The 22,077-nt window shown below is 65.6% G+C and carries 15 protein-coding genes; 2 read left to right on the top strand and 13 right to left on the bottom strand.

Annotated elements, in window-relative coordinates; translation table 11 throughout:
- Window positions 1–8: 8 nt before the first annotated feature.
- From IWX81_RS12605 to IWX81_RS12570, 8 genes are all read right to left on the bottom strand, one after another.
- Window positions 9–1,115, bottom strand: a complete 1,107-nt coding sequence (locus IWX81_RS12605) for a DegT/DnrJ/EryC1/StrS family aminotransferase (RefSeq protein WP_199281682.1) — start codon at window positions 1,113–1,115, stop codon at window positions 9–11.
- A complete protein-coding gene (locus tag IWX81_RS12600) occupies window positions 1,112–1,750 on the bottom strand; it encodes a NeuD/PglB/VioB family sugar acetyltransferase (protein WP_199281681.1) in 639 nt (212 codons plus the stop codon). The genes IWX81_RS12605 and IWX81_RS12600 overlap by 4 nt, the downstream gene beginning before the upstream one ends.
- Entirely contained in the window at window positions 1,747–2,904 is a 1,158-nt protein-coding gene (locus IWX81_RS12595; RefSeq protein WP_334594126.1) for a DegT/DnrJ/EryC1/StrS family aminotransferase, read from the bottom strand. Before IWX81_RS12595 ends, IWX81_RS12600 begins: the two co-directional genes overlap by 4 nt.
- Complete coding sequence (locus IWX81_RS12590) at window positions 2,901–3,896, bottom strand: NAD-dependent epimerase/dehydratase family protein (protein ID WP_199281680.1); 996 nt, start codon at window positions 3,894–3,896, stop codon at window positions 2,901–2,903. Before IWX81_RS12590 ends, IWX81_RS12595 begins: the two co-directional genes overlap by 4 nt.
- Window positions 3,893–4,957 carry a Gfo/Idh/MocA family protein gene (locus tag IWX81_RS12585; protein WP_199281679.1) on the bottom strand — a complete coding sequence of 355 codons (1,065 nt, stop codon included), beginning with the start codon at window positions 4,955–4,957 and terminating at the stop codon, window positions 3,893–3,895. The genes IWX81_RS12590 and IWX81_RS12585 overlap by 4 nt, the downstream gene beginning before the upstream one ends.
- A 54-nt stretch (window positions 4,958–5,011) precedes the next feature.
- Window positions 5,012–10,711 carry a DUF4082 domain-containing protein gene (locus tag IWX81_RS12580; protein WP_199281678.1) on the bottom strand — a complete coding sequence of 1,900 codons (5,700 nt, stop codon included), beginning with the start codon at window positions 10,709–10,711 and terminating at the stop codon, window positions 5,012–5,014.
- Window positions 10,712–10,713: 2 nt separating this feature from the next.
- Window positions 10,714–12,231 carry a sugar transferase gene (locus IWX81_RS12575; RefSeq protein ID WP_199281677.1) on the bottom strand — a complete coding sequence of 506 codons (1,518 nt, stop codon included), beginning with the start codon at window positions 12,229–12,231 and terminating at the stop codon, window positions 10,714–10,716.
- Window positions 12,232–12,609: 378 nt separating this feature from the next.
- On the bottom strand, window positions 12,610–13,584 hold the full coding sequence (locus IWX81_RS12570; protein WP_199281676.1) for an aldo/keto reductase: 975 nt from the start codon (window positions 13,582–13,584) through the stop codon (window positions 12,610–12,612).
- A 103-nt stretch (window positions 13,585–13,687) separates the two neighbouring features.
- Here IWX81_RS12570 and IWX81_RS12565 point away from each other — a divergent pair, with 103 nt between their 5' ends.
- Window positions 13,688–14,905: an MFS transporter gene (locus IWX81_RS12565; RefSeq protein WP_199281675.1), complete on the top strand. Its 1,218-nt coding sequence runs from the start codon at window positions 13,688–13,690 to the stop codon at window positions 14,903–14,905.
- Here IWX81_RS12565 and IWX81_RS12560 read toward each other — a convergent pair.
- Window positions 14,902–15,699 (bottom strand): alpha/beta fold hydrolase, encoded by a 798-nt coding sequence (locus tag IWX81_RS12560; RefSeq protein WP_199281674.1) that lies wholly within the window; start codon window positions 15,697–15,699, stop codon window positions 14,902–14,904. The two genes, IWX81_RS12565 and IWX81_RS12560, sit on opposite strands and share 4 nt — an antisense overlap.
- Before the next feature lie 61 nt (window positions 15,700–15,760).
- Window positions 15,761–15,967, bottom strand: coding sequence for a hypothetical protein (locus IWX81_RS12555; protein ID WP_334594125.1), 207 nt, complete (start codon window positions 15,965–15,967; stop codon window positions 15,761–15,763).
- 167 nt (window positions 15,968–16,134) lie between these two features.
- Between IWX81_RS12555 and IWX81_RS12550 the strand changes: the two genes are divergently transcribed.
- The gene (locus tag IWX81_RS12550; RefSeq protein ID WP_199281672.1) at window positions 16,135–17,061 is read left to right on the top strand and encodes a DUF4349 domain-containing protein; all 927 of its coding nucleotides are present in this window, start codon (window positions 16,135–16,137) and stop codon (window positions 17,059–17,061) included.
- Here IWX81_RS12550 and IWX81_RS12545 read toward each other — a convergent pair.
- The 3 genes from IWX81_RS12545 to IWX81_RS12535 form a co-directional block, all read right to left on the bottom strand.
- Window positions 17,058–18,089, bottom strand: coding sequence for an LLM class flavin-dependent oxidoreductase (locus tag IWX81_RS12545; protein WP_199281671.1), 1,032 nt, complete (start codon window positions 18,087–18,089; stop codon window positions 17,058–17,060). The genes IWX81_RS12550 and IWX81_RS12545 overlap by 4 nt on opposite strands.
- A gap of 215 nt (window positions 18,090–18,304) precedes the next feature.
- The gene (locus tag IWX81_RS12540) at window positions 18,305–20,146 is read right to left on the bottom strand and encodes an alpha/beta hydrolase family protein (protein ID WP_334594124.1); all 1,842 of its coding nucleotides are present in this window, start codon (window positions 20,144–20,146) and stop codon (window positions 18,305–18,307) included.
- A gap of 123 nt (window positions 20,147–20,269) precedes the next feature.
- Window positions 20,270–22,027, bottom strand: coding sequence for a glycerol-3-phosphate dehydrogenase/oxidase (locus IWX81_RS12535; protein ID WP_199281670.1), 1,758 nt, complete (start codon window positions 22,025–22,027; stop codon window positions 20,270–20,272).
- Between the last annotated feature and the right edge of the window lie 50 nt (window positions 22,028–22,077).

The raw sequence follows: 22,077 nt of genomic DNA, 5'->3' as shown, positions 1-22,077 counted from the left end.
CGTGAGCCTCAGGCGCCGACGGCAGAACGCAGGGCGTCCGCGACGCGCTCCTGCTGCTGCGCGGAAAGATGGGGATGCATCGGCAACGACAGGATCGAGCCTGCCGCCGCCTCGGCGACAGGGAACTGGCCGCGAGCGTAACCGAGCGACGAGTATGCCTCCGTCAGGTGCACGGGAGTCGGGTAGTGGATGCCGGACCCGATGCCCGCGGCGGCGAGCTCCGACATGACGCGCTCTCGCTCGCCGACCCGCACCACGTAGAGGTGCCAGGCATCGATGTTTCCCTGGCGCACCGAGGGCGTGCGAACTCCATCGACGCCCGCGAGCATGGCGGAGTACCGGCCGGCCGCCGCCCGTCGAGCGGCATTCCATCGGTCGAGCCTGCGCAGTTTTGCGCGCAGCACGGGTGCCTGGATCGCATCCATCCTCGCGTTCATGCCGACGTGGTCGTGCACGTACTTCGTAGAGCTGCCGTGGGCGGCCAGGTTCCTCACGAGCGCGGCGGCGTCAGGGTCGTCCGTCATCACAGCGCCGGCGTCCCCGGCGGCGCCCAGGTTCTTCCCGGGGTAGAAGCTCGTGGCGGAGATGCGCGCCATGGCCCCGGCGCGACCGGCGGCCGACGACGCGCCCTGCGACTGCGCGGCATCCTCGACGACGGCGATTCCGTGACGGTCGGCGATCGGCAGGATGCGCTCTACAGGGGCCGTTTGGCCGAACAGGTGCACCGGCACGATGGCACGGGTCCGGCTCGTGACGGCGGCCTCGACCGCTAGAGGATCGATGAGCAGGTACTCATCGTCGACGTCCACGAAAACAGGAACTGCTCCGATCCGAGACGCGGCTTCGGCTGTAGCGATGAACGTGTTGGCCGGCATCATGACCTCGTCGCCGGGGCCGACACCGACAGCGCGGTAGGCGAGCTCGAGGGCATCCGTGCCGTTGGAGACGCCGATAACGTGCCCGACACCGATGAAGTCCGCGTACTCGCGCTCGAAGGCATCGATTTCGCTGCCACCGATGAATCCGGCCGAATCGAACAGTCGCTGCCATGCGGGCAGAACCTCGTCGGCGATCTCTGCACTCTGGGCGGCCAGGTCGAGGAAGGGTACGGTCACGCCGTCACCCCCAGCGGCCGGGCCGGCACGCCCGCCCAGGTGCCCGAATCGTCGACATCCGTGAGCACGACGGCACCCATGCCGACGGTCGCACCAGGGCCGATCGACAGTCCCTGCCGAACAGAAGAATTCATCCCCAGGTAGGCGCCGCGGCCGACACGCACACCACCACCGAGAGTGACCCCGGCGGCGAGGGTGGCGAAATCATCCACGAGGCAATCGTGCGTGATGGTCACGTGCGGCATCGCGACAACGTGCGCACCGACGACGGCATCCGCGGTGATGACGACACCGGCGAGCAGGATGGATCCAACCCCGACCGGGCAGGCGCCGGGGTTTCGTACGGAAGGATCGACAACCGTGGCATACCTCGAGGAATCGACGCCGAGCTCAGAGAGCCGTGCGACGACACGCTCGCGGCCGGTTCCTGAGCCCACACAGACGAGCACATCGGCGTCGGGGTAGAGCGGAATGTCGTCGAGACCGCCGAGCACCGGAGCGCCGGCGATGGTGCGCGGGAGCTCGCCGTGCCGGTCGTCGAGGAAGCCGAGCACCGCCCGGCCCGACTCCCGCAGCACGGGAATCACCTCACGCGCGAGGCCACTCGCGGCGATGAGCAGCACGGGCCTCGTCATGCCGCTGCCCCGGCCGAGCGCGCCGCAGCCTCTGCCAGCGCGTCGATGACCTGCGCGAGTTCGGCCTCGGTGAGCTGGTGGTACACGGGCAGGATGAGCGTGTTGTCGCTCAGGTGCTCCGTGATCGGCAACGGAACACTCCCGGTGTCCCTGTGTTCATACGCGGGCTGGCGATGGGCCGCCATGATCCCGCGGCGGGCCGAGACATCCGCTTCCGCGAGCGCTTCGATCAACTGCTCCCTGGTCAGGGGGAAGCTTTCGTCGACCTCTACCCACAACGACTGGAAGTTGGAGGTGCCATGCCCGGGGTCGGCGACGAGCCTCAGTCCCGGAATCCTGGCGAGGCGCGCCCGGTACTCCGCCGCGATCTCACGACGCCGCGCAACGATCGCGGGCAGCCTGCCGAGCTGCACGATCCCGACGGCGGCCTGGAGGTCGGTCATCCTGTAGTTGAATCCGATCTCGCCGTACTGCTCGGGTGGCGCGATCACGGAGGCGGCCCGATCGGCGGCCGAGACGCTCATCGCGTGTTCGCGAAGCCGACGCGCGCGCGCGGCCCATTCCCCATTCGAAGTCGTGAGCATGCCGCCCTCCCCCGTGGTGAGGAGCTTGCGCGGGTGGAACGACCAGGCCGCGATGTCGGCCCCTGTTCCGACCGGTCGACCCTTGTACGTGGAACCCGCGCCGCATGCGGCGTCTTCGATGAGCAGGATGCCACGGGGTTCTGTGACCGCGCGGATCGCGTCGAGGTCCACGGGCATCCCGCCCTGGTCCACGACGATGACGGCGCGCGTCTTGTCGGTGAGTGCCGCGATCACGCTCTCGGCAGTGAGGTTGCCGGTGAGTCGATCGACATCGGCGAATACCGGTCGGGCGCCGACGTAGGTTGGCGCGTTCGCTGTGGCGATGAAGGAGAACGACGGGACCACGACGTCATCTCCCTTCCCGATGCCACCGACGACAAGCGCGAGATGCAGGGCGGTCGTGCAGTTGGAGGTCGCCACGGCGTGCTCGACCTGCATCGCCTCCGCGAACGCGGCCTCGAATGCGGCGACCCTCGGACCCTGAGCAACCCAGCCCGAGGCGATGACGTCCGCCACGGCCTCCGACTCCTCTGTGCCGAGCCACGGCTTCATGACGTTGACCCTGCTCATGCGATGGCCTCCGATTTTCCCGCGGAGATCTCGTCGCGAAGAGGGCTCCACCATTCCACGAGCGAGCGCAGGCCGACTTCCAGCGAGGTCTTTGCCGTGAAACCGAGATCCACCTGGGCTGCCACCGTGTCCGCGAGCCGACGTGTCACCCCGTTGACGGCGCGCTCAGGGCCGTGCTCGACGATGAGATCGGAATCCATCGCTCGCAGGAGGGCCTGCGCGAGCTCGAGCAGGCTGGTCTCCCGGCCACTCGCCACGTTGTAGACCCCGTCGACGACGTCACTCCGGGCGGCGAGGATGTTGGCGCGGGCGATGTCCTGGGTGACGACGAAGTCCATGGCCTGCTGGCCATCCCCGAAGATCAGCGGAGGCTTTCCGTCGGCGATGCGCTCCATCCAGCGCACCAGCACCTCGGTGTAGAGACCGTGCACGTCCATCCGGGGACCGTAGACATTGAAATAACGCAGGATGACGAAGTCGAGTCCGTTCATGGCCCGGAAGCTCCGGATCATGCCCTCGTTGAACGACTTGGCCGCGCCATAGAACGTGTCGTTGTTGTGGTGGTGGTGACGCTCTGTCGTGGGGAACTCCTCGGCCAGCCCGTACACAGATGCGCTCGAGGCTGAGATCAGCTTTCCGACGCCGAGTTCGGCCGCGGCCTCGACGACGTTGAACGTGCCGTCCACCAGCACCTCGAGGGCGAGGCGCGGGTCTTCAGCGCACTGGGTGATGCGGATGGCTGCCTCGTGGAAGACGAGGTCTTTCTCCGCGGTGAGCTCGCGGACCAGCTCCCTGTCGCGGATGTCACCATCGTGCAGGGTCACCCTGCCAGTGGCCAGCGCCTGGTCCAGGTTGGCGCGACGTCCGCGCACGAGGTTGTCGAGCACATCGATATGAGCCGCCCCCGCGTCGAGCAGCTGATCGACGATGTGGGACCCGATCGTCCCGGCACCGCCGGTGACGAAGACTGACGAACCGGAAATCTCGGTCATGATGCAAGCTCCATAGGAATGGGGATGGATTCGATCGGGCTCGGGGCACCCGAGAGGGCGAGACTGCGGCTTGCCGCCTCGAGAACGGAAAGCACGCGCAGTGCGGCATGCCCGTCGGTGCGCGGCGTTCGCTCCCGGCGGATGCTGTCAGCGAACTCGGTCGCCATGGCGGCGAGAGCCTCCCGTTCCGGCAGAGCCGGCGACCAGGTGTCACCCAGCCGGTACGACACTGTCGCGGCGGCGCGATCTGCAGCCGACGTCGAGACCTGGGTGAGGTCGACGCCCCTGTCGTACACACTGAGGCGCTGCTGCGGATTGAGGTCGTCCCACACGAGGGTGCGCTTGGTTCCCCCCACCACCATCTGGCGGATCTTCGTCGGGCTGAGCCAGTTCACGTGCACGTGCGCGATCGCGCCACCCTCGAGCGGAAGGCTGAGATAACCCACACAGGACTTCCCCGCTCCCAGCGGGTCGGCCCCCTGCGCCGCCGCGGTGGTCGCCTTGAGCCCGCCCGGCAGGATGAAGTCCATGATCGACAGGTCGTGGGGCGCGAGATCCCAGAAGACATCGACATCGGGCTGGATGAGCCCGAGGTTGATCCGCACGGAATCGATGAACAGGATGTCTCCGAGGGCGCCATCCTCGATCAGTTCCCGGATCTTCATCACGGCAGGCGTGTAGCAATAGGTATGGTCGGCCATGAGTACAAGGCCGCGTTGCTCTGCTTCGCGCACCATGTCGAGCCCGCGCTCTCGACTGTCGGCCAGCGGCTTTTCGACGACGACATGCTTTCCCGCGCGCAGCGCGCTGATGACCACGGCGTGATGAGTGCGGGCCGGGGTGGCGATGGCGACGGCGTCGAGTTCGGGATCAGCAAGCAACTGGTCGAGATCCGTCACGACGGGCACCCCGCCGAGCGAGTCTGCGAGTTTCTCGGCTCGCGCTCGGTCGAGGTCGCAGATCGCGACGAGTTCCCAATCAGGGCTCATCCGGAAGTTTCTGGCGAGGTTCGGGCCCCAGTAGCCGGCCCCGACGACAGCGACACGCAGCGGACGGTTCATCTGTTTCCCCCAATCTGTTCTGTGCGGGTCATTCCAGCGACCCGCGATTCATGGTCACGATGTCGGAGCGAAAACCAGGTCGACCCAGTAGTTGTGTGGCGAGGTATTGCTCAGGAATTCGCTTCCGTAGACGTAAGCGCCTGCGTTGGCTGGCGTGCTCAACGAACCGCTCGTGGACGCTGTGGCCAGTCCGTTCAGGTCGACGGCGTACATGCCCGTCGTGCTGAGCAGCCCCACCCGATACTCGAGCCCCGGCTCGAGCGTCACCGGCGTGCTCAGGGTGGCCTGCTGCCAACCGCTCGCCGTTTCGCCCGAGAAGGAGACTGTTGCGAGCAACGTGCCTGTCGCCGACCACAGGTAACCGGTGTGGGTACCCGTATTCGCCGGCCCTTTATAGAAGCGGATCTTCGTCACGGTTCCGGCGACAGAGGCCAGGAATCGGGTGCCCACCTGCACGGCCGTGGGGTCGTTCCAGTTGACGTTGGCGGGCACAGCATCAGCGGCGAAGATCGATTGGGCGGTCACGATGACCGGCGCCGAGGTCGTCGTGAACGACCACGACGATCCGATCTGCGTCGACCCTGAGCTCACCGCGGCCGTATAGATCGTCGACCAGTCCAGGGGAACTGTGGGTGTGAACGTGACGGTCCCGGTGGAATAGGTGCTCGTACCTGCGACCGGGCCGGCGGAGGAAGTCACGGTGATCGTTGCCGTCGCGGCATCCGCCCCACTGACGGCCGCCGTGATGGACACCGTCGGTGCGACGTCGGTCGCGCCAGCAGCAGGCGCCACTACTCCGACGGTGACAGCGGGAGCCGTGGGGGTCGGCGTGGGGGTCGGCGTGGGGGTCGGGGTCGGAGTCGGAGTCGGAGTCGGAGTCGGGGTCGGGGTCGGAGTGGGCGTGGGGGTCGGGGTCGGCGTGGGGGTCGGGGTCGGCGTTGGCGTAGGCGTGGGTGTCGGGGTCGGGGTCGGCGTTGTGGGCGCGAAGACGACGTCCACGAAATAGTTCGTCGAATTCCAGACGGATGCCGGCATGCCGCCTCCCGCACCGTAGACGTAGCGCCCGTTGCTGGCGTCCGCGGTGAGTGGACCACTCGTCCTTGCGGTCGTGAAGTACGAGGACGTGCTGGAGTACCGACCGTTCGGAGCGAAGTACGAGACGATATAGGTGGTCCCCGGCGTCAGCGCGAGCGGCGTCGCGAGAGTCGCGGTTTGCCATCCGGTTGCCGTCTCGCCGCTGAAGGTCACGGTGGCCAGCCGGGTGCCGGAGGTCGACCAGACCGATCCGGTGTGTGTTCCGGTGTTGCCAGCACCCTTGTAGAACCGGATAGCCGTGACCGAACCGGCCTGCGACGTTCTGAATGCCATGCCGAGCTCGACGGCGCTCGCGTCGTTGTTAGCCTCGGTGGCTGGCGTGCCCGAGATCAGTGAGAACACGGATGCTGGCGGGGAGGTGGTGCCGGTGGTGAAGGACCAGGTACCACCGCTCACGACGGTTCCACCCACGGAGACTGTTGCGGTGTACGTCGTGGATGACGCGAGGGCGGACGGTGCGAAGGTGACGGTCTTCGTCGCGGTCGAATAGGTGGAGGTGCCGGCGACGGCTCCTGCCGGACCGGTGACGGCGAGCGAGGGCGTGCCAGTGACGATGTCTCCCGACAGTACGGCGGAGACCGAGGTCGTGGTCGGCACTCCGACTGCCGCCGATGCCGGGGTTCGCGAAGCGACGCTCACGGGGACGGGCGCCGAGGTCACGAACGTGACATCCACGAAATAGTTGGTCGCCTGATAGCTCGACGTGGGGAATCCGCCAGACGCGCCGTACAGGTATCTGCCGTTGGTTGCGACGTCCGCGGCGAGGGGCCCGCTCGTCCTCGGGAAGGAGAAATAGTTCGGGGTGGAGGAGTAGCGACCCACCGGAGCAAAGTAGGACACGATGTACGTGGATCCCGGCGTCAGCGCAAGGGGGCTTGCGAGCGTCGCGGTCTGCCATCCACTGGCTGTTTCACCGGTGAACGTGACGGTGGCGAGCCGAGTCCCGGTCGATGACCAGATCGATCCCCTGTGCGTGCCGGTGTTGCCTGCACCCTTGAAGAAACGTATCTGGGTCACGGAGCCTGGCTGTGACGGAGTGAACGCCATACCGAGCTCGATGGCACTCGCGTCTGCCGTCGATGCCGTCACCGGGGTGCCGGAGATCAGGGAGAACGAGGTGCCGGTGGGCGGTGAACCGGCTGTCGTGAACGACCAGGAACCGCCAGACAGCGGTGTCGCGCCGGAGGCGACGACGACGGAATGCGCGGTGCCTGCGACCAACGCCGAGGTCGGCGTGAACGTCAGCGTCCTGGTGCCCGAGGCCCAGGCTGTCGTGCCGGCGACGGGTGTGGTGCCGGCCGTGACGGAGAGACTGGGAATCGTCGCGCCTGGATCGGCAGACAACACAGCCCTGATCACCGTAGAGGTCGCGACGGCTGTCGCACCGGCTGCCGGGGTCGTCGAGGTGACGGTCGGCAGCGGTGCTCCGCTTCCACCCGGAGGCGCGAACAGCACATCCACGAAATAGTTGGTCGTCGATGACGACGATGGGAAGCCGTCAGCGTAACTGTAGACAGCGCCACCGGCAGGAACGGTGAGGAATCCGCTCCTGAACGCCGCGCCGAAGACTCCCGAGGTCGTTGAGTAGTTGCCGGTCGTGGATCGGTACGACGCCACGTATTGCGTGCCGGCCGTGATCGCCACGGGCTGGCTGAAGGAGACGTTCTGCCACCCGGTGGCCGTCTCGCTCACGAAAGTAGCCGTCGCTAACGCCGTCCCTGTCGACGACCAGAGGGTTCCCGTATGTGTCCCCGTGTTCGCGGCGCCCTTATAGAACCTCATACCGACGATCGAACCGTTGGAGCTCGAACTGAAGGTCACCCCGAGGGTCACAGGGCTGTCGGGGACCTGCGGCACCACCGGCACCGTCGACGTGGGGAAGATCGATACAGGGCAGGATGCTGAGCTACCTGTCGCTGCTGTCGTGAAGCTCCAGGTCTGGCCGGTCGAGAGCGCGCCACCAGCACCGGACGCCACGATCGTTGCCGTATAGGACGTGTTCGCGGCGAGCGCCACGGTCGGTATGAAGGAGACCCGCATCGTGGCTGCGTCGTACGCAGTCGTCCCACTGATGGCGGCTCCTGCCGTCGTAGCGAGAGTCATGCCGACAGTGGATGCCGTGACCGTGCCCGCCAGCCAGGCCGTCACCGCGCTCGAGGTTCCCACGCAGGTCGAGCCTGCAACCGGGTAGCGGGAGATCACCGACGGCGGGGTCACGTTCTGCGTCGAGAACAGCACGTCGACGTAGTAGTTCGTACCCTGGTAGCTCGATGTCGGGAAGGTGCCGGGGTTTCCGAAGACGCCGGGCGACGGCGTTCCGTACGCGTAAGGAACAGACAGGGGCGACGACAGGCTCGACCAATAAGTCCAGTAGTAGTAGCCGGAGGAGTAATGTCCGGACGGCGCCGTGTACGACACCGTGTACTTCTGGCCAGCCGTTACACCGACGGCACTCGAGAACTGGGCTGTCTGCCATCCGGTCGCCGTCTCGTTCGTGAAGTTCACCTCCGCGAGCAAAGCCCCGGCGGAGCTCCAGAGCGACCCCCTGTGGGTGCCGACGTTGGCTGCGCTCTTGTAAAAGCGCACGCCTGTGACGAAACCGTCGACCTGGGGAACGAAGTTGAGGCCGAGTTCTGTTGCGCTCGGGTCGCCGGAATCGACGTCGAGGGGAGTCTCAGAACCGAAGACACTCGCCTGCCCCGTGACGGTCAGCGGCAGGATGCTCGGGGCCGAGGTATTCGCGCTGTCGTCAGTGGCTCGCACTCGCACGGCCTGAGATCCGATGCCGCTCTGGCTGTACGTGTAGCTCCACGATGCTGTACCGGTGGCGGCATACCACTCGGTCCCGCCGTCCGTCGAGACCTCGACACCGGCAACTACGCCTCCGATATCCTGGGCCGTGCCGGACACTGTGACGAGGGCGCCGCTGCTCCTGGTCGAGTTCGCCGCAGGAGCCGTGAACGTGACGACCGGCGCTGTCGTATCGGTGCTCCTGGAAGCGGCGGTCAACCCGGGCATGAGCGTCAACGGTTGAGCGGACATGTCGGCCAGGATGTTCACCTGGGCCTGCTGCATCCGGGGATCGGCCGGGGCACCGTTGCCGTCGTGATTCTGTGAGAGCCCCCACGCCCATTGGATCGTCCCGGCGCCGAAGACCAGCGCCCCGCTGGGAGCACGGTAGAGGGTCAGGTTGTGCGTGGTGGTTCCTGGCGCCACGGTATTGCCGAAATCCTGCAGCAATTGTGGAGTCGGACCTACGGTCGTGGACAGCCTGATGAGTCCGGCCGGGCTGAATCCGTTGTCGACGACCTCGTTCGATTCATAGCCCACCGTGTGCGGGGCAAGCGCCTGGCTGGTTCCTGCCGCGAGCGTCGTCAGCGAGGTGCCACGCCACAGCCGCGTCTTCCCCTGGTCGGCCGTCACCGTGACGGGGAGATCGTCATCGTTCGACATGTACATCGAGCCGGTCAGGGAGTTTTCAGGCCTCCCGGCTCCTGCGCTCGGCGCCGCGAACCGCGGGTCACGCCAGGTGCCGGTCCAGGTCGCGCTGGGGTCGATTTTGGCATTGGACCATGTCTCCTTGTACGAGACGAGGGTCCGGTATGCATTGGATCCGGGCTGGACCGTGGACGGCTCGTACCGCGTGTGCCAATAGACCTCGTTGCCCGACAGGAACTGGAGATTGACCCCGGCGTCGCGAGCCGCCTCGACATTGGCTCGCTGCCCTGTCGACCAGTATTCGTCGTGGCCCACGGAGAGGAAGACCTTGTGGTTGAGCAACAGGGGTCCGAAGCGATCGGTATCGACACCGGACGCGTACGTCAGGTCGTAGCCGTTCTGCTCGAGGAACTGCACCTGCGCGAATTCCGAACTGAAGTAGAAGTCGCGCGCCGTGATTCCTTCCCGGGTCGCGAACGGGCGGTTATAGCTGAGTTTGAATGCTCTGCCAGCACTCCCGCCCTGGTAGAAACTCGATCCCCCGTAGGTGTTGTACGCCTGCCACGTCGTATCCGATGTCTGGAAGAGCACATCAGAACGGCTGGAGTCATCGCGCACGACGAAGATGATGTGACTCGTCCCACCGGTGTCTGCGCGTTCGAGGACAGCGATGTACACGCCGGACACCGCCGTCGCGGGGACAGCCCACGAGGCCGAAAGTCCCCAGTTCCCGCAGTCGACCAGGCCGGTCGCGCCATCCGACGCGCAGGGAGGCTGGATCTGTGGGAGAGACGCGGAAGGCGTAACGGTCGTGATGAATCGCGCCCCGAGCCCCTGGTAGTAGCCCGTCCGGTAGATGTCGAGACGGTAGCTCGACGCCGGCGTGGAGACCTTGAATCCGATCGTCGAACCGACGTTGACGCTGATGTCTGTTCCGAAGCCCTGGATCGTCGGATCCCCCGCACCGTCGATATCCCAGAGAGCTGGATCGGTTCCCGCTTTGCTGTTCTCGCACACGATCTTGTTCGAGCTGGGACCACAGGGATCCGTTGCCGCATCGGCGGGCGCGGCCGTTGTGGCGACCATCATGCTCGCCACGAGCGCGAGAATCGCCGCAGTCGCGACCGCGAAGCGACTGCGCGGGTGCTCGCGGCGCAGGGACGGACCGGTGCCGGTCAGACGGTGGTGTATCCGGGACAGTGCGGTCGGGCGATCAAGCATGGTCAATACGCTCCTACCGGTCCGATGACGACACCGATAGTGCGCCACATGATGAGCAGGTCGCCCAGGAGCGACCAGTTCTCGACGTAATTCAGGTCGAGACGGATGCTCTCTTCCCAGCTCAGGTCCGACCGTCCGCCCACCTGCCAGGCCCCCGTGAGCCCCGGCTTGATGTACAGGCGACGCTGGAGTCTGTCGTCGTACTGCTCCGCTTCGCGCACAAGCGGGGGGCGCGGACCGACGATGCTCATGTGGCCCACGAAGATGTTCCACAATTGGGGAAGCTCGTCCAGGGAATAGCGACGGAGCACGGCACCTACCCGGGTGACGCGAGGGTCCGACCGGAGCTTGAAGAGCAGCCCATTGCCCTCGTTCTGCTCGAGAAGCCCAGCGAGATCCGCCTCGGCGGTGGTGGCCATCGAGCGGAATTTGACCATGGAGAATCTCGTGCCATCGACACCCACGCGCTCCTGGCGGAAGAACACGGGGCCCTCACTGTCACGACGGATCAGCACCGCGATCACGGCGAAGAACGGTGCCAGGAAGATCAGGGCGAGACCGGAGAGCACGATATCCAGTGCCCGCTTAGCCCGGTGCTTGGCTCCCGAGAACGTCGGTGTAGCAACGTGCATGAGGGGCAGACCGTCGACGGTATCGAAGCGCACACGCGAACGGTCGACGGAATCGAGGCACCACGCGAGAACCAGCTCAGCTGAACTGCTCTCCAGCCTCCACGAGAGTCCGCGCACGAATTCACCCCCGTCACCCGGATGGCTCGCGAGGATCACGACGTCCGCGTTCGCCATGGCGACAGCGTCGGTGATGGCGGTGATCGTGTCGATCGTCGACGGTGCGGTGTCAGCACTGTCGCCGGGGCGCCCGTCAGACAGCACCGCGGCGGCGACCACGTACCTCGGGGCAGAGGAACGACCGAGTTGCTCTGCAACGAAGTTGATATCGGGCCCGGCACCCACGACGACGGCCCTGGGCAGGCTCAGTCCTCTCGCGCGCTCGGTGTCGAGCCGGCGCTGCCAGAATGTGCGGCCCCCGACAAGAAGCACAGCTCCCAGGGGAAGACCGACGAGAAGGTACGCTCTCAGCCCGTCCACGTCCATGAACTCGCTGACCATGGCCAGGATGCCGAACGCGGCGAGCGACGCACCGACGACCCGCCCGAGCTCGCGGCTGCGGCCCACGATCCGGAGCTCGGAGGTGCGCCGCAGACGGAGCGCCCCGAACCAGAGGAGGACGAACGCCGCGGCGATTCCAGCCTGGCTTTCTTCCGGCGCCCAGGGAGCGAGCCCCGTCCAGCTGCCGACAGCAACTGATGATGCCACCGCGGTGATGACGATCGCGAGGTCGGTCAACCGATACGCGTGCAGATGGCGGTGTGCCCAGGCCGCGGAGCCGGATGGGGAAGCTGCCGCGTGTGTGCGCGCGCGCGGCTGGGCGGCGGTGGCTTGGAGGTCGACGGTGCGAGCGTTCGCTGACGGTAGACCCGTGCCGATCGTGCCACTCATCACGACACCACCATCATGGAGGCGCGGTCGGGTGACCATCGGGGGGTTGCTGAATTGCTGGGCTTTTCGGGTTGGATCGGGCGCGCGAAAAGCACCTCGGGAGGAGCATTCATGGGTTGTGCCTGCTGGGGACAGGTGGTGCGCGAGTCAGCGGATTATTCGGGTAACCGCTGACGCTTCGGTCGGGATTCCGAAGTGTTGTCAGGTTAGTGCTGCGTCCTCACGCCGTCAAGAACATTTTGCTGATGATGAGCAAAAGCAAGCCGACACGCCGGTTTCGTCGACATTGTGTTCAGGTTGTGGACCGGTTGCGGCTACCTGGTGTTCGCCGGACAGTCGACAGCAGTGTCCTGCACGATGACGTCGCTGACCGAAGAACTACCAGCGGTCGTGGATCTCGGCCCGGAACCGTCGGTCGTACAGCTCGGTGATCTGCGGGGTGAGAGCGAGCTGATCGACGCTTCCTGCCGAGGCGTTGGACGTCGCCTGCCTGACATTACGGGCGCCGGGAATGACGGTCGTGACCCCGGGGAGCTGCGACAGCCAGGCGAGGGCTGCAACGGGTGCGGTGAGCCCCACACCTTCCGCGAGCGCCGAGAACTCCTGGGCTGCGGCGACTCCCTCGTCGAAGTCCACTCCGGAGAACGTCTCCCCCACGTCGAACGCTTCGCCGTGGCGGTTGTAATTGCGGTGGTCGTCGGCGGCGAAGATCGTGTCTTTCGTGTACTTGCCGCTCAGCAGTCCGGAAGCGAGGGGCACCCGCGCAATGATCGCGACACCGGCATCGCTCGCGGCCGGAAGCACAGCATCCAGAGGCTTGAGCCTGAAGGCGTTCAGGATGATCTGCACGCTGGCCACGCCGGGACGCGCGATCGCGGTGAGGGCCTGCGCCGCTGTCTCGACGCTCACGCCGTAGCGGGCGATCGCCCCCTCAGTGACGAGCGTGTCGAGGTTGTCGAAAACGGCGTCGCTCTCGATCACGGCACTCGGCGGGCAGTGCAACTGCACCAGGTCGAGGGTGTCCATGCCGAGGTTGGCGCGAGACCGGTCGATCCAGGCCCGGAAATTCTCCATCGAGTAGTTCTCTGGCACCTGTTCGAGACGCCGACCCATCTTGGTGGCGATGAAGATTTCGGGGTGCGATTGTGCGAAGCGACCGATGATCTGCTCGCTTCGGCCGTCACCGTAGACATCCGCGGTGTCGAAGATCGTCACGCCGGACTCGACTGACGCCTCGAGGATGGCCGTGGCATCCGACTCACTGACGTCACCCCAGTCCGCGCCGAGCTGCCAGGTTCCCAGTCCGATCGCTGAGACTGGACGGCCGAGCCTGGTGAGGGGTGTTGTGCGCATTCCTCCACCATATGCGGCCCGTGTCCGCTTGTAGAATCGTGGGGTCGGGCGAGCAGCCGGCGGGCATCCCCGTCTTCGTCTGGCCAGGAATGGATTCGAGCCCGTGGCCCTCCCCCTGGTACGACCGTACGTCGAGATCCTCGCCCAACCCCGCGCCTGGCGCTTCTCGCTGGCCGCGTGGTTCGGGCGGATCATGCGCTCCACGGCGGGAATCGGCGCCATCCTCCTGATCGCCGACCGCAGTTCGAACTATGCGCTGGCGGGCGCGGTATCGGGTTGTGTCGTGCTGGGGGCCGCCGTGCTCAGCCCGATCTGGTCGCGGGCGGCGGATTCGCGAGGGCAGGGGGCCGTACTCCCCCTCGCGATCGCCACGGCGTTGCTCTCCGCGACCGCGCTGATCGCCGTGGTGCACCTGGGCGCACCGGTCTGGTCATGGTTCGTCGCGGCATTCCTCGTCGGCGCGAGTTCTATCGATGCGGGGACTCTGGCGAGAGCCAGGTGGGTGCACCTCCTGCGCTCCCCGCACGATAAGCACACCGCGCTCGCTCTCGAGTCGGTAGGCGACGAGTTCACGTTCGTGATCGGCCCACCCGTGGTCACCCTGCTCGCCGGACTGGTGTCACCCGCGTTCGGCCTGGCGACCGGCGTCGCGATCTCCGTGGCGGGGCTTGCAGTGCTACTCGCTCAACGATCGACCGCGCCCGTGCCGGTGCACTCGCAGCACGAGCGGCGTCGACTGCTTCCGGCGGGAATCATCGGGCTGTTGCCTGGCTATGTCGGGGTCGGCCTGATGTTCGGTTCGATCGACCTCACGGCGGTGGGCGTGGCTCGAGAGGCGGGCAGCCAGGTTCTCGCGGGAGTGCTCCTCGCGGTGTTCGCGATCGGCAGTGTCGTCTCCGGACTGGTCTTCGGAGCACTCAGCGGAGGCTGGTCAGCTATCAGGCGCGTGCTGTTCGCGTCTGTGGCGTTCGCCGCGGTGGTCCCCTTGCTGCTCCTGGTGCGGGACATCCCCTCCCTTGCCATCGTCAGCTTCACGGCGGGCCTGGTAACGACGCCTGTGCTCATCTCTGGCTCGTCCCTCATCGAGATCATCGTCGATCGCTCAGAAATCACTACCGCCATGGCCTGGCCGAGCGTCGCGCTGTCGCTCGGTGTCACCATCGGGGCGACCGTGGGCGGTGAGGCGATCAACCGTGGCGGCGCGTGGGCAGGGCTGCTGGTGTGCGGCGCCTCGGCTGCGCTCGTCGGCGGTTGCGGCATCCTGAACGCGGCGCTGCGCCGGCCACGACTTCCTCTGCCGGAACGGGCATCCTCGAGCTAGTTGATGACCTCGGCCACGGCCTTCGCCAGGCGCTTGCGAATGAGGTGATCGCTGAGTTCGACCCTGTGGGTGGTGACGTGCCGCATCTGCTCGATGATGGTCATGGTGCCCGGCGTGAGGAATTGGTCGAGAGTGCCGTAGATCACGTCGATCGGCACCCTGATGGACGCGATGTCGCTCACGGTGGTCTGGGATTCGATGCAATTCTGCAGGCTCAGGATGAACGGGGTCCAGTTGCGCTCCGAGACCTCGAGCACGTCCTTCAACTGGAACAGGCTCGCGATCCTGTCGACATTTCCGATCGTGAATTCCTTGTTCTCCCGCATGAATTCGTAGGCGCGCATGTACGCACCGAGCCGTCGTCGTGCGCGCGGATCTCCCATTTCGGTGGGCGAGAGGTAGACGGGAGGGCTCACCAGCACGAGTCGGGACACGTGTGCAGGATGCACGGCCGCATAGCGCGCAGACAGCAGGCTGCCGAGCGAGTGACCGACCAGCACGAATGGTGCCGAGAGGCGGAGTGAGCGGATCGTGTGGTGGATGGCTGCCACGTGCTCTTCGATCGTGTACGTGGAACGGGCGGGCGCCGGGGATTCCCCGAAGCCCAGGAGCTCGATCGAAATGCACCGGTACCGGTCGGAGAGCAACGGCACGAGCCGCTTGAACGTCGCAGCCGACGACGCGATCCCATGGATCAGGATGATGACGGGGCCCTCTCCTGCATCACCAGCGATGTTGAGCAGGGGTGTGGTTACCGGCCGGACTTTCTCGACGACCGTGCTCCACCAACCCATGGGGCCAGCTTAACGTCGGAGCGGGGACGACCATGGGTCGCCCCCGCTGCGTCGAACGGCGCTAGTCGCGCAGGTCTTCCTTGAACTCGTTCTTGGCCTTCGTGGTGTCCCGCTCGGCCTCGGCGCGCTTGACGTCGGCCTCGGCGCGCCTGACTTCGCCGTCTGCCTTGCCCTCGTCGACCCTGTCGCTCACGCGCTCCTTGGTGTCGTCCGCTACCTCGCCGATCTTCTTGCCAGCGGCCTGGGCTGCATCTTTGGCGTCATCCATGAATCCCATGTCTATCTCCTCGAATGGTGTCGGTGGTGTCGCGGGTTGTTCCCGGCTCAACCAGATTAGGTCGGACGCGGGACGGGTGGCGAGGGCTTGACAGGTGACGCCCGTGCCCGCAAAAACGTTGGGTATCGCCTTCTGGACGCGAGGGATACCGTTACGCCATGAGGCGAATACTGATCATTCCGACAGCAGCAGTACTGCTGACCATGGCCATGGCCGGCTGCACGGCAGGCTCAGGAACGAGCAGCGACAGTCCGGGCGTCGTAAACGAGCAGGCTCCCCAGGTCTCTCGCGACGGCGGTGAGTCCTCGGGCAGCGACGCGGCAGGGGGTGGTGACTCGATCGTGACCGAATCGACAGTAGATTCCGGCCGCCAGGTCATCGTCACCGGCTTCGTCACCATCACCGTCGAGAAGCCGGTGGATGCCGCATCCGACGCCGTCCGCATTGTCGAACAGTCCGGGGGCAGGGTTGACGGCCGCTCCGAGATCGCTCCCGTCAACGGCAGTGACGGCAGCGCGACCCTCACCCTGCGCGTCCCGTCGGACACTCTCACCGCCACCCTGGACAAACTCAGGGAACTCGGGGCCGTGCAGGAGGTGTCGCTGAACTCGGCGGACGTGACGATGGAGACCCAGGATCTGGACGCGAGGATCACGGCGATGTCGGCCTCCGTCGACCGGTTGCTCGGTCTGCTCGCCACAGCTACCGATACCGAGAACCTCATCACCCTGGAGACGGCCATCTCGGATCGCCAGGCGCAACTCGAGAGCATGCAGAGCCAGCGGCGCTACCTCGCCGACCAGGTCAGCCTCTCGACGATCACCCTGAACCTCGTCTCCGATTTCACCGCTCCGACACCTGAGCCCGACAACTTCTTCGACGGTATCTCGGCCGGATGGGCGGCCTTCGTCGGGTTCTTCGCTGGACTGCTCGTGGTGTTCGGCGTGCTGCTTCCCTGGATCGTGTTTCTCGGCCTCATCGCGCTGGTCGTCATCGTCATCCTGAGGCGTCGCTCGACGTCGGCAGCCACGTCAGCGGTAGCTCGTGCGACCGAACCAACGACCGAGACGACCGCAGTCGACTAGGAGAGCATGTCTTTCACCATGGGGATGACCTTCGATCCGTAGAGCTCGATCGAGTGCATCATGAGCTCGTGCGGCAGGGTTCCCGCGCTGTACTTCAGGTCGAATCGCTGGATGCCGAGGGTCGAGATCGTGGCCGCGAGTTTGCGGGCCACGGTCTCGGGTGAGCCGAGGTAGAGGGATCCGTGGTTGATCTCGTTCGAGTACTCGCCCTCGTTCGTCTCGGGCCAGCCCCGCTCGGCACCGATGCGGTCGCGCATCGCCTTGTGGTGCAGCCAGTATTGCTCTGCCGCCTCGTCGTCGGTATCTGCGATGAATCCTGGTGAATGCACGGCGATCGGCAGATCGGGCTTCTCGAGCTGGGCGAGCGCGCGGTGGAAGAGATCGACGTATGGTGCAAACCGGGCGGGGTCGCCGCCGATGATCGCCAGCACGAGGGGCATGCCGTAGCGCGCGGCCCTCACTACGGATTCGGGGCTTCCCCCCACACCGATCCAGGTGCGGATGTGGCCGGCCTCGGTGTGCGGATAGACGCTCTGCTCGGTCAGGGGTGGCCGAAGGTCGCCGCTCCACGTGACGGGCTGCTCTTTCAGCAGCTCGGAGAAGAGGTCGAGCTTCTCCTCGAAGAGCTGCTCGTACCGGCCGAGGTCGAATCCGAAGAGTGGGAACGATTCGGTGAATGACCCACGCCCGAGGATGACCTCGGCCCGGCCGTTCGAGAGAGCGTCGACTGTCGCGAAGCGCTGGAACACCCGGATCGGGTCGTCCGAGCTCAAGACCGTCACGGCCGAGCCGAGACGGATGTTCTTCGTCACCGACGCGATGCCGGCCAGGACGACCTCGGGAGCTGACACCGCGAAATCCTCGCGGTGGTGCTCACCGACACCGATGAAATCGATACCGAGCTCGTCGGCCAGCACTCCCTCTGCAACCAGGTTGCGGATCACCTGGGCCTGGCTGATCGCCGATCCGTCGACGCCGACGGTGACGTCTCCGAATGTGTCGAGTCCGAATTCAACATGCTGCGCCATGGCCACTCCTTCAGTATCCCTGCACCATATCAATGCAAACGTATAGTTCTGACAACCATTGCCGGATCATCTCTATTCCACGGTTCTGAATATTCTCGCCGGCTCGGAAAAGCCCCGACCCGCACGAGCGGATCGGGGCCTACCGTCGACGACCGACCACCACAACCGGTCGAGAATTCAGGCGCCGGACCGGCTGCCCGCCGGCCGACGCTGGATCAGTACGTGACCGTCAGGGTGTTGCTGACCGACATCAGCGTGACCACGGCGGCCATGATGAATCCCCCGATGTATGGGTTGTTCGTTGCGCGGTAGAGCTTGCGCGAGATCACCGCCGCCACGGCCAGGATGACGATCACGGGGAACAGCCAGATGCTGAAGATGCCGCCGAAGCCGAGGATGAGTTCTCCGGTGATCGCGAAGGTCGTGTACTGCGCCGCGACGAGGATGATCGGCGCGAGCGAGTTGAACAGCGCGAGCACGGCCGTGTTGCCCCATTCCTTGCCGCGGATGGTGAACCTGTTGAAGCTGTTGATGGCCACCGAATTCAGCAGGAAGTAGATCAGGAAGAAGGGCAGATAGAGCAACCCGATCCAGAGCTTGTCAGGGCCGAAGGCCTTGATGGCTACCACCCAGAGCCGGAAGTCGGTCTGGAAGAAGTAGTCGACGACGAAGACGAGCCCGAATGCGGCGGCCACGACCACAGCACCGAGGCCGATGCCGTGGAAGAACTTCCGCCAGCCGGGCAGCACACCGATCGCGCGCAGGTCTGTGCCGTTCTTCTTGCCGAACAGATGGTACGAGACCGTCATGATGACCAGGCCGATGAGACCGTTGAGGGCGGCCCAGGTGGCGATGAAGAACACTGCGCCCTGGGTGAAGATCGTCGGAACGACGTTGAAGGCGATTCCCGCCATCAGCGGGCTCTGGCTGAGCAGCACGTAGGTGATGGCCGATGCGAACGCAGACACCACGAGCCCACCCCAGAACCAGGTGTGACCCTTGCGGTCCCGGGCGACGAGCGCGTCCCCACCCTCGAACCGAAGGCCCGCGAACGCGCGGGTCGTCAGCAGCGCCCTGGCGAATGCCAGCAGGAAGATGCCGAAGCCGATCAGGCCGACCGTCGTGAAGGCTTCCTTCACCTGCCAGACCTGGCTGCCCTCGGCGATGGGGTTGGGAGCGCCGAACGACTCTTCCCAGAAACCGATCTGGCTTGCAACGGTCGTCTTGGAGATGGTTCCCCACGGGTGGGTTTCTGCGGGCGTGTAGATGACACGGAATGCATCGTCACCGTCGACCTTGCCATCGTAGAACTGGCCGGCCTCGCGTGATTCCGTGCCTTCTCCGCCGAAGTTCAGGAACGACTGGGCGTTGGCGGTACCGATGTATTCGCGGGGCGGGGTGAGCGCTGCTCCCTCAGCGCTGTAGCTGCGGAAGAAGAACTCGTCATACTGGTCGGCCACGATTCCCGCGTCGCGAGCTCCGTAGATGTTCGTGAAGGCACCGTCGGCATCCGTGTAGACACCGTCGTTGTCGACGAGCAGCACCGAGGCGATCAGCGGAGTGTCGGCTTCGTTGTCCAGCCCGATCGAAAAATTCGCCGCTCGTGCACCGTTGGAGTGGCCCGAGACGCCGATCTTGTCCTGTTGCACGTATGGCAGGTCTGCAACGAGCTTCACTGCGTCGTACATCCCCGTGCCGCCGATCGCCAGATCGGCGTTCGGCAGGTAGTCGGAGTTGCCGTGGCCATACATGTCGATCGAAACGACCACATAACCGCGGCGCGCGAGCTCGACGTAGTTGGCGTCCTGCATTTCCTTGTTATTCCACCACCCGTGCGCCACAACGATCGCGGGCGCGGGGTTGTCTGCCGAGACACCGTTCGGCTTGTAGAGAAGCGCGCTCAGCGACTGGCCCGATGAGGTCTCCCAGTTCATGTCCTTCACCGTGACCGTGTAGGCCGATGTCTGGATGAGGGATGCCCCGATCGCCGACAGCATCACCAGCACCAGCGATAACGCCAGCCAGAACCTGTTCCTCGTAAACAATGCGCGTTTCATTCCACTCCTTTGTGTATGGGTCCAGCAAGCACACGCCCGGGGGGGCGCGCATGGCTCGGCACCAGGAAGACGGCACCAAACACTCGATGCTGTCGTCCCGGCGACTCACCGGTTCGGTCGGAACTAGGGTCGCGGACGCGACCCCAGGTCGATCATCGGCACGATTTCCGCAGCGGCAGCCCTGGCACGAGCGGCGCTCGCATCGTCGGGCTGGTCGGCTGCGTCCTCGTCGGCGGCTGCCCGCTTGCGGTACAGCTCGGTTTCACGCGCGGCCTGCTCGTCACTCCAGCCGAGGGTGACCCTGGCCAGTTCGACGACCTCGGGCACGGCATCCATCGCCTCATTGAGGTACTCGTAGACCATGCGCGTGCGACGCATCATGAGGTCATCGAGGTGCAGGGCTCCCTCGTGGGTCATCGCGTACACGATTTCGGCACGGAGGTAGGCGGATGCATGCTCCAGGGGAGCCGCGAGACTGCTGTCGTTTTGGGCGATCTCTACGATGTCCCTGACGTTGGCGCCGTAGCGGTGGAAGAGGTGGTCGGTCATGCTCGTCGACCAGCCCAGCCCAGCCATGGTCGACCGCAGTTCGCGCTCGGTGGCCTTGAAGCCGTCTGCACCGATCAGCGGAATGTGCTGCGTGACCGAAGGCCGACCCTTCGCGGCCGCACCCAGGGAGAAGTCGACAGCATCCTTCGCCATGACCCGGTAGGTGGTGAACTTTCCGCCCGCGATCGAGATCAGGCCGGGCACAGAGGATGCGACGGTGTGCTCGCGCGACACCTTGGCAGACTGCGTCCCGGTCTTCGTGCCCGGCTGCAGCAGTGGGCGGAGTCCCGCCCATGTTCCGACGACGTCGGCGTGACTGATCGGCTTCGCCAGGACCTTGTTCGCTTCGGCGATCACGTAGTCGATGTCGGTCGCCGTGGCGACCGGGTTCATCAGGTCTTCGTTCCACGGAGTATCGGTCGTGCCGATCACCCAGTAGCGCGACCACGGAATGACGAACAGCACGCTTTTGGAGGTCTGCAGGATGAGCCCGGCTTCTCCGTCGATACGGTCACGGGGCACAACGATGTGGATGCCCTTCGACGCGAGCACGCGCAAACCGCCGTCGTTGCCGGCCAGCGACTGCGACTCCTCGGTCCAGACCCCGGTCGAACTGATGACTGATTTCGCCTTGACGGGGAACATCGCACCGGTTTCGAGGTCCATCAGAACGGCACCATCGACGGCTCCTGCCGCATTCTTGGTGAGCTCGACGACCTGGGTGCGCGCCGCGGCGTGAGCACCGCGCTCGACGGCGGTTCGCATCACCGTGAGCACGAAGCGCGCGTCATCGACGTTCGCATCCCAGTACTCGATGGCTCCCACCGCCGCGTCCTTGGCGAAATCGGGGAAGGTCGTGTCGAGAGCCTTGCGGGAGAGGTGGCGGTGGAAGGGCAATGCCCTCTTTCCCGGCCTGGCGCTCGCGAGCAGGTCGTAGAGCATGATGCCCGCGCCGACAAACAGTCGCTCGAAGACCCGGTGTTGCAGCGGGTACAGGAACGGGATCGGGCGCACCAGGTGCGGCGCGATCTCTGTCAGCAGCAGGTCTCGCTCCTTGAGGGCTTCGAGCACGAGCTTGAAGTCCAGCATTTGCAGGTATCGCAGGCCACCGTGCATGAGCTTGCTCGAGCGGCTGGATGTGCCTGATGCCCAGTCCTGGGCTTCGACGACGGCGGCAGAGAGGCCGCGGCTCACGGCGTCGAGAGCGATGCCGGCGCCTGTGACGCCTCCGCCGATAACGAGGATGTCGAGTTCTTCGCCGGGCTTCGTGCTGTTGGCCAGTCTGGCCAAAGCGCTGTCGCGGGTGTGGGCGGTAAGGCGGCTATCAGTCATGGGATCAGTCCTGCACGTCGATTCGCTATGCGCCGAATTCGGCGCCATTA

Origin of the sequence: Salinibacterium sp. CAN_S4 (assembly GCF_015752305.1) — a bacterium.
Classification (GTDB): Bacteria; Actinomycetota; Actinomycetes; order Actinomycetales; family Microbacteriaceae; genus Rhodoglobus.
This window is presented reverse-complemented; position numbering and strand designations above follow the sequence as displayed.

Bases quoted from the DNA above. Each gene is read 5' to 3' on its own strand.
- IWX81_RS12600 (WP_199281681.1), bottom strand. From the start codon at position 1,750: ATGACGAGGCCCGTGCTGCTCATCGCCGCGAGTGGCCTCGCGCGTGAG.
- IWX81_RS12595 (WP_334594126.1), bottom strand. From the start codon at position 2,904: ATGAGCAGGGTCAACGTCATGAAGCCGTGGCTCGGCACAGAGGAGTCG.
- IWX81_RS12590 (WP_199281680.1), bottom strand. From the start codon at position 3,896: ATGACCGAGATTTCCGGTTCGTCAGTCTTCGTCACCGGCGGTGCCGGG.
- IWX81_RS12585 (WP_199281679.1), bottom strand. From the start codon at position 4,957: ATGAACCGTCCGCTGCGTGTCGCTGTCGTCGGGGCCGGCTACTGGGGC.
- IWX81_RS12580 (WP_199281678.1), bottom strand. From the start codon at position 10,711: ATGCTTGATCGCCCGACCGCACTGTCCCGGATACACCACCGTCTGACC.
- IWX81_RS12575 (WP_199281677.1), bottom strand. From the start codon at position 12,231: ATGAGTGGCACGATCGGCACGGGTCTACCGTCAGCGAACGCTCGCACC.
- IWX81_RS12570 (WP_199281676.1), bottom strand. From the start codon at position 13,584: ATGCGCACAACACCCCTCACCAGGCTCGGCCGTCCAGTCTCAGCGATC.
- IWX81_RS12560 (WP_199281674.1), bottom strand. From the start codon at position 15,699: ATGGGTTGGTGGAGCACGGTCGTCGAGAAAGTCCGGCCGGTAACCACA.
- IWX81_RS12555 (WP_334594125.1), bottom strand. From the start codon at position 15,967: ATGGATGACGCCAAAGATGCAGCCCAGGCCGCTGGCAAGAAGATCGGC.
- IWX81_RS12550 (WP_199281672.1), top strand. From the start codon at position 16,135: ATGAGGCGAATACTGATCATTCCGACAGCAGCAGTACTGCTGACCATG.
- IWX81_RS12545 (WP_199281671.1), bottom strand. From the start codon at position 18,089: ATGGCGCAGCATGTTGAATTCGGACTCGACACATTCGGAGACGTCACC.
- IWX81_RS12540 (WP_334594124.1), bottom strand. From the start codon at position 20,146: ATGAAACGCGCATTGTTTACGAGGAACAGGTTCTGGCTGGCGTTATCG.
- IWX81_RS12535 (WP_199281670.1), bottom strand. From the start codon at position 22,027: ATGACTGATAGCCGCCTTACCGCCCACACCCGCGACAGCGCTTTGGCC.